We start from the raw sequence: 12,604 nt of genomic DNA, 5'->3' as shown, positions 1-12,604 counted from the left end.
GGCCTGGAGCCGGCCCTCGGCCGGAGTCCGGCCGAAGGGCGTCGAGTTCATCTGGTAGAACCGGGCCGTGACTTCTTTCGGAGCAGGCTCCGTGACCCGCAGGCCCGTTCCCGGCCTCTCCGCCGCCGCGCGGCGGATGCCCCTTCTCCTGGCGACCGCGCTGGCGGTCTCGATGCTCGGCGGCTGCTCGCTGATGGACCTCGCCCGGGACTGCGAGGGGACGGACGCCCGGATCACGGAGGTGGCGACCTTCGGCATCCTCGACTCGAGGCCCCACGAGGCGACTGCCGCGCGGGGGTTCGAGAACGTCGACGCCGGCTGCTGGGCGGACAGCGGTGACGTCGTGGTGTCCGCCGAGCGGATCTACGCCTTCCCCGGCACACGGGCTGAAGTGGCGGCGCACTACCGGGCAGCGGCCCCCCGGGAAGGCTGGAGTCCGGACCCCGACGCCGCGCCCGGCGATCTGCGGTTCGTCAAGGAATCCATGAGCCTGCGGATCGTCTTCCTCACCGCCGAGTCGCTCGCGGAAGACGGTCATGAGAGCCGCTCCGACCTGACCTCCGGTGCCGCGTACTCGATCGGCATCGACTCGTACGAATAGCAGGCGTGTCCTTCGGTGGCCGCCCGGTTCAGCTGACGACGGACGAGGGTGCCGGCGTTTCACTCGCTCGACCGGCTCGCGCCCCGCGTCGCCGGGGCCCTCCTGGGCGTTGTCGTCGGGTACGCACTCGCGCCGACCGGCCGTACCGGTCAAGGGCGGCCCTCCAGGTCGGCAAAGAGGTCGAACCCGCCGGGGCCCGTGCCCGGTCAGACCGCCGTGCCGGGCAGGGTGGCGATCAGGGTCCGGAGCTCGTCCAGTTCGGGCGGGGTCAGGTCGGTGAGCGGGGGGCGGACCGGGCCCGCGCCGTGACCGGTGGCGGTCATGCCCGCCTTGACGATGCTGACCGCGTACCCGGCGCGGCGGTTGCGGATCTCGGTGTAGGGCAGTACGAAGTCCGACAGCATGCGCGTGACGTCCGGCTGTCGGCGCTCGCGGACGGCGGCGTAGAAGGCGAGGGCGAACTCGGGCGCGAAGTTGAAGATCGCCGAGGAGTAGGTGGTCACGCCCAGTTGCAGGTAGGGCAGGGCGAACGTCTCGGCGGTGGGCAGACCGCCGACGTAGGTGAGGCGCTCGCCGAGCCGGGCGTGGATGCGGGTCATGGTGTCGATGTCGCCCACGCCGTCCTTGTAGCCCACCAGGTTGGGGCAGGTGTCGGCGAGACGCGCGAGGGTGTCCGCCGAGTAGACGGCGTTGGCGCGGCTGTAGACGACGACGCCGAGCGAGGTGGACCGGCAGACGGCTTCGACGTGCCGGGCCAGTCCTTCCTGGCCCGCCTCGGTGAGGTAGGGCGGGAAGAGCAGGACGCCGTCGGCGCCGGCGCGTTCGGCGGCCGCGGTGAACTCGACCGCGGTGGCGGTCCCGTATCCGGCCGGGGCCAGGATCGGCGTGTCGCCGGGAGCGGTGTCGGCTGCGGCGGCCACGACCCGTTCGACCTCGGTGGGAGTGAGGGAGAAGAACTCGCCCGTCCCGCCGGCCGCGAAGAGGCCGCCGACGTCGTACTTGGACAGCCGCGCGATGTGCTCCCGGTAGGCGTCCTCGTCGAAGGACAGGTCGTCGTGGAAGTGGGTGACGGGGAAGGAGAGCAGGCCGGAGCCGATCCGCTGGCCGAGTTCTTCCGGGGAGTAGGACGTCATGGAGTGCTCCTGAGGGTCGCGGAGGCGGGGTGGTGGTGAGGTGGCGGCGGGCGGGTGCGCGGGGGTGTCGTGGGCGGGCCTCGCCTCGGGTCGTCCACCGTGCGGTGGCGCGGTGGTGCCGGCACGGGCAGCGCGGCTGTCCGTTCTCGACACCGCCCGCGCCGGGGCCTTGCGGCCGCCTTCCGGCCGGGGCCGACAGCGGCGTGACGGTCACCGGCCCGTCGCCGGCCAAGACATGGCGGTGGGTGGGCGCCGATGAGGCGAGGTGGGTGCCGGGCCCGGTCGGGCCCTACCTCCGGGCGAGGGCGGGTGGGCCGGGGGAGGCACCCCGGTGACGGTGCCGGGTTCGAACCATGGTTGCGTGCTCCGAAGTGCGACGCCCCCGCCGGTCGCAGGTCGCGACCGAGGCAGGCGCAGGGTCGCCGTCTGTCCACGTCCGACGCTACGGTCGCGAATGATTCACGTCCAACACAGTTTTTGGATCTCGCGATACCTGGAGAGCATCAGTGTTCACTCTCACCCAGTTGACGAGCTTCGTGGCCGTCGCCGAAGAACTGCACTTCACGCGCGCCGCGGAACGGCTGAACATGACGCAGCCGCCGTTGAGCCGGCAGATCCAGCTGCTGGAGGGCGAGCTGAGCGTGCAGTTGCTGGACCGCACGAACCGGAGCGTGCGCCTCACCCCGGCCGGCCGGGCCTTCCTGGGGGAGGCCCGCCGCATCCTGCGGCAGTCGGAGCAGGCGGCCCTCGCCGTCCGCCGGGTGTCCACCGGCGAGGCGGGGGCCCTCGCCGTCGGGTTCACGGCGGCCAGTGCCCACTCCGCGCTCGGCTCCCTGCTGAAGACCGCCAGGGCGGCGCTGCCCGGAGTGGAGATCCTGCTTCAGGAGCTGGTGACCCGCGATCAGTTGAAGGCCCTCGGTGAGGGCTCGCTCGATCTGGGCCTGATCCGGCCCACGAGCACGGGGGCCGATCTGTCCGCCCGCACGGCACTGCGTGAGGGGTTGCTGGCCGCCCTCCCCGCCGCTCATCCGCTGGCCGCGGGGGAAGGGCCGATGCGGATCGAGGAGTTCGACGGTGAGGACTTCCTGATGTACTCGCCCATCGAGGCCCGCTACTTCCACGAACTGCTGATCAGCATCTTCCGGTCCGTACGGGCCCGCCCGGTGTTCACCCAGTACCTGACGCAGGTGCACAGCATCCTGGCGCTCGTCGACGGCGGCTGGGGCACCGCCCTCGTGCCCGAGGCCGCGGCCCGGATGCGCTACGGCGGGGTCGTCTTCCGGACGGTGGACCTGCCGGACCCGCAGCCGGTGGAGCTGAGCCTCGTATGGCGGCCCGACAACGACAATCCGGCACTCGACGCCTTGCTCCGGCACCTGTGACCCCGGCCTGACACGTCGCCTTCACGGAACGGTCATCCAGGAAAGGTATGGCAAGCAACAAAATTCGACATGGACGTGAATCAGAACCAACTCTACGGTCAACTCAGCCACCGGCCGCGTGGCTCGGACCGTAGGCGGCGCCCGTTGCCGCTCTCCTCCCAGGTCTAGGAGATTCGTCCATGCTCGATCTCGTCCGGCAGGACGAGCCGGCGGCGACAGCCGCCCTCGGAACCACCACGCCCGCGCCATACCGTCGACGGCCGCGAGAAGCCGCACAGGGGAGCCGTCGCCGTCGGACCCCCCGGTCACGGGTGAGGTGACACGCGGGGCGGCCTTCCGGCCCACCAGCGGTCGGCGGCACGCAACCCGAACCACCGCACGTCGTCCCCGCGCTCGCCCCGGCACACCGCCCCTCCGTGCCGTGTGCCCGCACCGGACCGCCGCCCCGGCTCCCGGGACGGCCGCCAATCCGCGGCCGCGTCCCGCTCCGCCCCCACCGGAGTCGTGCCGTACCCCTGCGGCGTTCGGGCCCGGCTACCCACACCACAGTTCAAAGGGGAACTGCCATGCCACTTCTCGTAGTGGGAATCAGCGTCCTGGTTCTGCTACTCCTCATGACCAGGCTGAAGCTGAACGGCTTCGCGGCCCTCCTCCTGGTCGCCGTCGGTGTCGCCGTCGTCCAGGGCATCCCGGTGACGGACATCCCGGACGTCCTCTCCGAAGGCATCGGGGGTCAGATCGGCGACACGATGCTCACCATCGGGCTCGGTGCCATGGTCGGCCGCGTCATGGGTGACTCCGGCGCCGCCCAGCGCATCGCCGACAAGCTCCTCGACGCCTTCGGACCCCGCTGGGTACAGGTCGCCATGGTCGTCACCTCCATGCTCATCGGCGTGACGATGTTCTACGAGGTCGCCTTCATCATCGTCGTGCCCATCGCGTTCACCCTGGTCAGGGTCACCGGCGCGAACCTGCTGTGGGTCGGGCTGCCGATGTCGATCGCCCTGTCCACCATGCACAGCTTCCTTCCGCCGCACCCCGGCCCCACCGCCGTCGCGGCCACCTTCGACGCCTCCGTCGGACTGACGCTCTTCTACGGTCTGTTCATCGCGGTGCCGGTCGGCGCGTTCATCGCGCTGCTCTGGCCGCGGCTGCCGTTCATCAAGGCCATGAACCCGGCCATCCCCGCGGGGCTGGTCAGTGACCGCCAGTTCAGCGACGAGGAGATGCCCGGCCTCGGCTGGTCGCTGTGCGTCGCGCTGTTCCCCGTCGTCCTGATCGCCGGCGCAGCGGTGACCGACATGGCCGCGTCCGGGGAGAGCCCGCTGCTCAACACGGTCGCGTTCATCGGCTCGGCACCGATCGCGCTGCTGCTGGCCCTGCTGCTGGCCGTCTGGGCCTTCGGGCCCCGCACGGGACGGAGCCTGGCGGAGGTCAGCGAGTCCTGCTCCTCGGCGGTCAAGGCCATGGCGATGATCCTGCTGGTCATCGGAGCCGGCGGGGCCTTCAAGAACGTGCTGGTGGAGGGCGGCATATCCGAGTACATCAAGGACGTCACCCACTCCTGGTCCATCTCCGCCGTCGTCCTGGCCTGGCTCATCGCCGCCATCCTCCGGGTGGCCCTGGGGTCCGCCACGGTCGCCGTCGTCACGGCCTCCGGCGTGGTGCTGCCACTGCTCGCCGGCAGCGGTGTGCATCCGGAGATGATGGTGCTCGCCGTCTCCTGCGGTTCGATCGCCTTCTCGCACGTCAACGACCCCGGCTTCTGGCTCTTCAAGGAGTACTTCAACCTTTCCGTCATCCAAGCGATCAAGGTCCGCACCACCTACACCACCGTGTTGTCGGTCCTCGGCCTGGGCGGTGTCCTGGTGGCCGAACGGGCCCTCGACGTCCTCAGCCTGTGACCACCGGCCGTCGCACCACCGCATACGAGGAGTCCGAAGAAGACATGACCAGGAACCAGCCGACCGTCACCGCGTTCTCCGTCTATCCCGTGGCGGGCCGCGACTCGATGGCACTGAACCTCTCCGGCGCCCACAGCCCCTACTTCACCCGCAACATCGTCGTCCTGACGGACTCCGAGGGGCGTACCGGCCTCGGTGAGGTACCGGGTGGGGAGAAGATCACCCGGACTCTCACGGACGCCGAATCCCTCGTGGTCGGCGCGAAGGTCGGTGACTACAAGCGCGTCCTGCGCGAGATCGCGGACCGCTTCGCCGACCGTGACTCCGGCGGGCGCGGCGCCCAGACCTTCGACCTGCGGACCACAGTCCACGCCGTCACCGCGGTCGAGTCCGCGCTCCTCGACCTCCTGGGCCAGCACCTCGACGTGCCCGTCGCCGCCCTCCTCGGAGACGGCCGGCAACGGGACTCCGTGCGGGTGCTCGGCTACCTCTTCTACGTCGGCGACCCCGACCGCACCGACCTGGAGTACGTCCGCGGCCACGACGCGGACGTGGACTGGTACCGGATCCGCCACGAGGAGGCCCTCACCCCCGAGGCGATCGTCCGGCAGGCCGAGGCCACCTACGACCTCTACGGCTTCCGCGACTTCAAACTCAAGGGCGGCGTCCTGGAGGGCGCCGAGGAGGTCAAGGCCGTACGTGCGCTCAAGGACCGCTTCCCCGAGGCCCGGATCACCCTCGACCCCAACGGCGCCTGGTCGCTGAGGGAAGCCGTCGAACTGTGCGCACCCCTGGTGGGCACGCTCGCCTACGCCGAGGACCCCTGCGGGGCGGAGGGCGGCTACTCCGGGCGCGAGGTGCTCGCCGAGTTCCGCCGCGCCACCGGCCTGCCCACCGCGACCAACATGATCGCGACCGACTGGCGGCAGATGACCCACGCCCTCGCCCTCCAGTCGGTCTCCATCCCGCTGGCCGACCCGCACTTCTGGACCATGCAGGGCTCCGTCCGCGTGGCGCAGCTGTGCGACGCGATGGGACTGACCTGGGGCTGCCACTCCAACAACCACTTCGACATCTCGCTCGCGATGGTCACGCACTGCGGGGCCGCGGCCCCCGGCGCGTACAACGCCCTGGACACGCACTGGATATGGCAGGAGGGCCTGGAAAGCCTCACCGTGGAGCCGCCCCGCATCGTCGACGGCGAGATCGCCGTGCCCGACGCCCCCGGCCTGGGCGTGCGGCTCGACATGGACCGGCTGCTCGCCGCCCACGAGCTGTACCGGACGAAGGCGCTCGGCGCCCGGGACGACTCCCTCGGCATGCGCTACCTGGTCCCCGGCTGGGAGTTCGACGCGAAGCGGCCCTGCCTCGTGCGCTAGGCACGGCGGTACTGCGCAGCACTGGGGAAGTGATGGCAACCGCGGCTTGTGGTGGTGCATGATGCGCCGGGTGAACAAGGACGCGGGCGTGAGCGTGGACGGTGCCGACGTGTGGTACGAGCGACTGGGATGGGCGTTCGGGCTGACGGCAGGCGATCCGGTCGAACGCGCTGTGGCGCTTGCCCGTCTGACGGCCGCCGAAAGCCACGCCCAGGACGCTCTGGACCGGTACAACAGGGCGTGGCGGCGCGGGTGTCCGCTGGGACGGCAGGTGGCGCACCGCCGCTACCAGAAGGCCCTGCGGCATTCGCTGCCAAGCGGATTGTGGGACCGGCCGAGCGGTTCCGGCATCGGCACATGGCCGGGTCTTCCCTACGCGCTGTGCTTCCTGGAATGGGAGGCGAGGTATCCGCAGGAATGGACGCGGTATGCCAAGTCATGGGGCACGAAGGAGGACCTCGTTCGAGACCTGGCCGCCGCTCACCACGATGACGCGGTCAGGGGCAAGCTGGTGGAACTGGTCGAGACCGTCGTGCGGAGGCCCTACCGCTGCAAGGACCGCGAGTACGTGCGCGTGGCCCGGGCCGTGGACGGTGCGGACCTGCGCGGCAGGCTGGACAGAGCAGCGCGGTCGGACAACCCATGGGCACGGCGACATGCCGGCTACGTTCTCTGGCTCCTGGATCGTCCGGAGGTGCCGAACACCCGGCACGTCTGGCGGACCTGGCTGGCCACGGCAGCCGGAGAGCGGGCACAGTCCGTCGGTGAGGAGGGCAGGGCGTCTCGGACCGAAGCGCATACCGCCTCGTAGCAGGCCGCCATCCGCGGGTCGCAGGCCACCCAGGCGTCCGTACGCGTTGTGTACGGCCGGCGTACGGGTTCCGTACGTGTCACCGGTAGGATTCCGGCCGAGGAGGTGCCGGATGTCCGAGTTGTTCGACGCGGTCGACGCACTGATCGCGTCCCGCGCCCAGCTGCCGCCGGCGGAGGAGCGCAAGCGGCTGCGGACCGCGCACGGCCTGACCCTGGAGCAGGTGGCCGCCGCGCTCAAGGTGCGCCGGGCGACGGTGTCCGGCTGGGAGTCGAGCAAGAAGCCGACCGAGCCCCGCGGCCCGGAGCGCGAGGCGTACGCCCGGCTGCTCGGCCGGCTCGCGGAGCTGTACCCGACGCCCGGCGCGAGAACCGGGCCGCCCACCGCGACCCCGGCGCCTGCCGTACCCACCGGCCCGTCCGCCCCGGCCGCAGCAGCAGCCGCAGCCGGAGCCCCTGAGGCTCCGGTCACGGGCCCGGAGCCCGCACGCGCGGTCCCGAAGGCGACCGAGGACAACCGGACCGTCTCCGGGCGGCCTCCCGCCGACCCGCCGTCCGCTCCACGACCGGCGCGCACCAGCGGGCCGTCGTCGACGCCACGCCGAACGGGCAGGGAGAGTCCGGCAGCGGTACCGGCGAGCGGCGCCGACCCGCGGTTCGCGAACGGACCGCTCGCCGTCGTCGACGTCGGTGCCGACGGCCAGGTGCTGGCGTACTGCCGCGGCGGTCTCGTCCTCGACGTGCCCGCCAAGTCGCTGCCGGCGCTGGTGGAGTGGACGTTGGAGGCGGCGAAGCTGGGGCAGCCCCGACTCTCCGCCCCGGGGAAGGACGCCGATCCGCTGCTGGTGCTCACCGAGGCGGCGCTGGAGCGCTACGGCCTCCCCACCGCCCTCACGGACGACGAGCGACTGGCCGGACGGATCCCCGAGGACCACAAGGTCGTCAAGCAGTTGAAGCGCGCCGAGTGGAAGCTGACGAAGCGCGGGTTCGGACCGTGGGCACGGATCTACCGCCCCGCCACCGGCGCGAACCGGGCCTGCGTGCAGTTGTGCATCCCGTCCTGGCAGGCGCTGGACGCCCGGCACTGGGGTCGTGCCGGCAGCCTGCCGCCGGCGGAGCTGGCCCGCGTGCTGGGCGTGTACGCGTCCAGGGTGATGACGCCGCGCGGCTCCACGGCCGTGACCGGCCTGGAACTGATGACCGCGTTGCACCCGCCGACCCGCGCCTCCGAACCCGGCGCCGACGGCAGACGTCACTCCGCGCACAACCCCGGCTCACTGGGCAAGGACCCGGTGGACTGCGCGCCGTGCGAGGCTCCCGACGGGCACCCGCTCCTGGCGGACCTGCCGCGGTTCCACCTGCGCGGGCCGGACGAGAAACTCTTCGAGGAGGCGTACGACTGGGCGCGGCCGCTGACCGACGACGAGTGCATGCGCCGCCACCTCGTCGGCATCGACGTCAACATGGCCTTCGCGGCCGGGGCCAACGGCCTGACCGTAGGTCTCGGGGCGCCCGCGCACGTCAGGGCGCCGGCGTTCGACCCGAAGCTGCCCGGCTCCTGGCTGGTCGACCTCTCGCACGTCGATCTCTCCCGGGTGAGGACGGGCAAGGACGGATGGACCGACCTGGACGCGGACCTGCTGCCCAGCCCGTTCACGCCGAAGGGCGAACGTCCCGAGGGCCCGGCCTGGTACGCGACGCCGACCGTGGCGTACGCGGTGGAGCTGGGATACGAGGTACGTCCGGTCGAGGCGTACGTCCGTCCCGAGAACGGCCGCTATCTCGACGCCTGGTACCTGCGGCTGAGGGACGCCTTCCTCACCACCATGGCCGACCTGGGCGTGCACGCCGACCTGCCACCGGCCGACTTCCTCGCGGCGATGCAGGGCTGGGAGGAGCGCGACCCGGAGTTGGCGATCGTCGTGTCGGCGATCAAGGCGACCGTGAAGGGCGGCCTGGGCAAGCTGCGCGAGCGCCCGCGCGGGGAGGGATGGCGTCCGGGTGAGCCGTGGCGTGCCCTGTCCCGTCCGACGTGGCGGCCGGACATCCGCGCGGCGGTCATCTCCCGTACGCGGATCAACCTGCACCGCAAGATCGTCAAGCACGCGGCGGCCACCGGGCGGTACCCGGTGGCGGTCCTGTCCGACTGCGTCGTCTACGCGGCCGACGGAGCCTCGCCGCTGGACGTCCTGCCCTACCGTGACGGCAAGCCGCTGCCCGGCGGCTTCAAGCTCGGCATCAACCCCGGCCTGGTCAAGCACGAGGGCACCCAGAGCGTCCTGTGGGGCGAGGGCGTGCGGGAGCGTTTCGAGGCTCCGGAGCTGAACCTCGCGCGGTACATCAAGGACGGCACCGTCACCGACGCCGACCACGGGGAGTAGGAGGACGCCACGATGGACCTGTTCGGGAAGGGTCTGGAGAGCGCGGTGCAGAAGGCGTTCACCCGCCCGGTGCCCAAGAGCGCGGGTGCGCGGATGCGCTACCTGGTCCGGCAGCTCAAGGGCACCAGGGCCGCCGCCCGGACGCTGGGCGTCTCGCAGCGCACCGTCGAGCGCTACGTGAAGAACCAGATCAGGACTCCCCGCCCCGACCTCGCGGCCCGCCTGGAGCGAGAGGTCACGGCGCGGTGGCAGCCGCAGATCCGGGCGCGGGCCAAGGAGCGGGCGGCCACCACGGACGGCATCGTCATCGACACCAGGGCTCGGATCGGCTACACCGCACCGGTCGGCTCCACCGACGAGAGCAGGGTCCGGCACCTGACCGTCGCGCTGCCGCCGCAGTACGCCGCGCGTCTCTTCGACGCCCAGCAGGCCGGCGAGAGCGACCAGCGGCTGCAGCAGATCGCCGCCGAGGCACTCAAGGACACCTACTTCCAGGACGGCGGCCGCCGTGCCGGCGCCCTGGAGGAGGTGCGCTTCACCGACGTCGAGCACATCGAGTTCGACCTGTAGGACACGCATGGCACGTACCGGCCGGCCGTTCGCGCCCCGGCGGACAGGGGCGAGGAAAGATTCACCTCGGTTCGTACAACCATTCGTCACGTGGTGAGTCATAGGGCTGAGAGGCGCATGGTGCGCCTGTTGCGTCAAGAAGGAACATCACGTGCCCCTGGCCCGATCGACCCGACGTCGGCTGGTAGTCGCCGTCACCACCGTCCTCACCGTGACGCCCGGCGTGGGCGTCCTGTCCGTGCCGGCCACGGCCGCCCCCGCGGCGGTGACGGCGGACACGGCGGCCTCCGACGCCGTCTCCATGCCCTTCCTGAAGAAGGCGAAGCTGGTCGACGCCGGCCTCACCGGCTTCATCACCCGCGCCGACGGGTCCCTCGACACGCGCTGGACCCGCTACGGGAACGTCGCCGGGACGGGCTACGGAAGCCGGACCCACGTCCGTTCGACGCGCACGGCGGACTACCTCGTCTTCGAGGGCCGCTGGGGTATCCAGCAGCGGAACCTCAAGACGCTGTCGGGGTTCGACGTCTTCGTCGGGGACCTGGCCGGTGACCCGCGGTACGCGGGCTCGGCGGCGAGCGCGATCTTCACGACCGTCGACACCGACGGGACCGTCAAGCTGCGCAAGCACACCGCGGACGAGGGCGTGAAGACCGTCACCGGGCTGCCGGCCGGTGCGAAGGACTTCTCGATCACCCCCGGCACGCCCGAGGACGCCCTGCTGACCTTCACCGACGGCGCCCTGAAGAAGTGGGCACTGATCGATCTCGCCACCGGCTCGGTCCACGAGACGCACGAGAGGACCGCCGGTTCCACCGGGGGCGACTTCGCCGTCTCCGAAACCCACGTCGTCTGGACCGAGGGCGACGGCACCGAGACCCCGGCGGTGTTCCTCCTGGACCGCGCCTCCGACGCCGTGCGGCAGCTCCCGGTCGCCCCCGCGTACGCGAGTGACCTCCAGGTCGGTCTGGTCGGCGACTGGGTCGTGTACGGAGAGGCCGACGGCATCTCCGCGGCCGCGCCGAACCCCCTGCACGCCGTCACCGCGTACCACCCCGCCACCGGCGCCTCGGTGAAGCTGCTCGACCACCTGACCTCGTCCGCCGCCGCTCCCGACGGCCTGTACGTGCGCGGCGGCACCGTCGCGGACGGCGAGGGACTGTTCAAGATCACCGCCGGTGACGGGGGCACACCCGTCGTCACCCGGGTGGCGAACGCCGAAGCACCCACCAAGGTCGAGATCACAGGCAACACCGTCCCCGCGGTCGTCGACCTCGACCAGAACGGTGGGTCGGCGGCCCTGCGCTGGGACCTGTCCCGGGCCAACGTCGAGGTGGGGATCACGCTCCGCCACGTCCGTAGCGGCAAGACGTTCGTCGCCACCGCGAAGCACCCTGCCACCCCGTCCGTCACGCTTGACTGGAACGGCCTCGTCGCCGCCGGGTCCGAGTCCGCCCCCAACGGCGCCTACACCTGGGAGGCCGTCGCCGCGCCCCTCAACGGCATCGGTCCGGCCGCCGTCGCCGACGGGACCTTCACCGTCACCCGCAAGGGGCAGCCGCACGACTTCAACGACAACGGCACCCCCGACGTCCTCACCCGGGACGCCGCGGGCAGGCTCTGGCGCAGCGACACCCGCTTCGACGCGGGCACCGGCGGCGGACAGCTCGGCGCGGGGGAGGCCAAGGCCCTGGTCGGCGGGGGCTGGAACGTCTACGACCGCATCGAGGCCACCGGCAACCTCGGCGGATCCGAGGTCGGCGACCTGGTCGCCCGGGACACCTCCGGTGTCCTGTGGCTCTACCAGGGCAACGGCCGCGGCGGGTTCGCCACCCGTGCCAAGGTCGGCGGCGGCTGGCAGGCCTACGACAAGGTCACGGGCGGCTCCGACCTCACCGGGGACGGCCGCAACGACCTCCTGGCCACCGACCGGTCCGGAGTGCTCTGGCTCTACCCCGGCACCGGCAACGCCACCGCGCCCTTCTCCGCGCGCAAGAAGGTGGGCGGCGGCTGGGGCGTCTTCAACGACCTGACGGCCGTCGGGAACATCGGCGGCGCCGCCGCCGGTGACCTCGTCGCCCGGGACAAGGACGGGGTCCTCTGGCTCTACCTGGGCAAGGGCGACGGCACGTTCGCGCCCCGCACCCGGATCGGCGCCGGGTGGGGCCCCTACACCCACCTCGTGGCGGTCGGTGACGCCGACCGCGACGGCCGCAGCGACCTCGCCGCCTTCAGCCCCCAGGGCAACTACCTCTACCGGGGCACGGGTTCCTGGAAGGCCCCGTTCCTCGGCCGCCAGTCGATGGGCCTGGACCGCCCCGGCAGCGCCCAGCAGCCCGTCGTCTGACGCCGGCGACGGCACGGCCGGGGCGCTCCCGCCGGCCCAGCCCGCGTCACGCCGGACACCCGCGCCGTGCCCGGCCCTTCCGAGGGCCGGGCACCGG

At 71.8% G+C, this 12,604-nt stretch carries 9 protein-coding genes; 8 read left to right on the top strand and 1 reads right to left on the bottom strand.

Features of this window, described 5'->3' with window-relative positions; all coding sequences use genetic code 11:
- Positions 1-91: 91 nt before the first annotated feature.
- Complete coding sequence (locus tag AC07FV_RS16595; protein ID WP_479087899.1) at positions 92-601, top strand: hypothetical protein; 510 nt, start codon at positions 92-94, stop codon at positions 599-601.
- Between the two features lie 206 nt (positions 602-807).
- Here AC07FV_RS16595 and kdgD read toward each other — a convergent pair whose 3' ends face one another.
- Positions 808-1,734, bottom strand: coding sequence for a 5-dehydro-4-deoxyglucarate dehydratase (gene kdgD / locus AC07FV_RS16590; RefSeq protein WP_479087897.1), 927 nt, complete (start codon positions 1,732-1,734; stop codon positions 808-810).
- A 506-nt stretch (positions 1,735-2,240) separates the two neighbouring features.
- Between kdgD and AC07FV_RS16585 the strand changes: the two genes are divergently transcribed.
- The 7 genes from AC07FV_RS16585 to AC07FV_RS16555 all read left to right on the top strand — a co-directional run bounded on the left by AC07FV_RS16585 (position 2,241) and on the right by AC07FV_RS16555 (position 12,507).
- Positions 2,241-3,116, top strand: a complete 876-nt coding sequence (locus AC07FV_RS16585; RefSeq protein ID WP_479087895.1) for a LysR substrate-binding domain-containing protein — start codon at positions 2,241-2,243, stop codon at positions 3,114-3,116.
- A gap of 566 nt (positions 3,117-3,682) precedes the next feature.
- Positions 3,683-5,020, top strand: a complete 1,338-nt coding sequence (locus AC07FV_RS16580) for a gluconate:H+ symporter (RefSeq protein ID WP_479087893.1) — start codon at positions 3,683-3,685, stop codon at positions 5,018-5,020.
- Positions 5,021-5,064: 44 nt separating this feature from the next.
- Positions 5,065-6,399 (top strand): enolase C-terminal domain-like protein, encoded by a 1,335-nt coding sequence (locus tag AC07FV_RS16575; protein WP_479087891.1) that lies wholly within the window; start codon positions 5,065-5,067, stop codon positions 6,397-6,399.
- 70 nt (positions 6,400-6,469) lie between these two features.
- Positions 6,470-7,210, top strand: a complete 741-nt coding sequence (locus AC07FV_RS16570; protein ID WP_479087889.1) for a hypothetical protein — start codon at positions 6,470-6,472, stop codon at positions 7,208-7,210.
- Between the two features lie 112 nt (positions 7,211-7,322).
- Positions 7,323-9,590 carry a telomere-associated protein Tap gene (tap, locus tag AC07FV_RS16565; protein WP_479087888.1) on the top strand — a complete coding sequence of 756 codons (2,268 nt, stop codon included), beginning with the start codon at positions 7,323-7,325 and terminating at the stop codon, positions 9,588-9,590.
- Between the two features lie 12 nt (positions 9,591-9,602).
- Positions 9,603-10,160 (top strand): telomere-protecting terminal protein Tpg, encoded by a 558-nt coding sequence (gene tpg / locus AC07FV_RS16560; protein WP_479087886.1) that lies wholly within the window; start codon positions 9,603-9,605, stop codon positions 10,158-10,160.
- 151 nt (positions 10,161-10,311) lie between these two features.
- The gene (locus AC07FV_RS16555; protein WP_479087884.1) at positions 10,312-12,507 is read left to right on the top strand and encodes an FG-GAP-like repeat-containing protein; all 2,196 of its coding nucleotides are present in this window, start codon (positions 10,312-10,314) and stop codon (positions 12,505-12,507) included.
- The last annotated feature ends 97 nt before the right edge of the window (positions 12,508-12,604 follow it).

The organism is Streptomyces sp. NPDC045956 (assembly GCF_056430705.1).
This window is presented reverse-complemented; position numbering and strand designations above follow the sequence as displayed.

Bases quoted from the DNA above. Each gene is read 5' to 3' on its own strand.
- AC07FV_RS16575 (WP_479087891.1), top strand. From the start codon at position 5,065: ATGACCAGGAACCAGCCGACCGTCACCGCGTTCTCCGTCTATCCCGTG.
- tpg (WP_479087886.1), top strand. From the start codon at position 9,603: ATGGACCTGTTCGGGAAGGGTCTGGAGAGCGCGGTGCAGAAGGCGTTC.
- AC07FV_RS16580 (WP_479087893.1), top strand. From the start codon at position 3,683: ATGCCACTTCTCGTAGTGGGAATCAGCGTCCTGGTTCTGCTACTCCTC.
- tap (WP_479087888.1), top strand. From the start codon at position 7,323: ATGTCCGAGTTGTTCGACGCGGTCGACGCACTGATCGCGTCCCGCGCC.
- kdgD (WP_479087897.1), bottom strand. From the start codon at position 1,734: ATGACGTCCTACTCCCCGGAAGAACTCGGCCAGCGGATCGGCTCCGGC.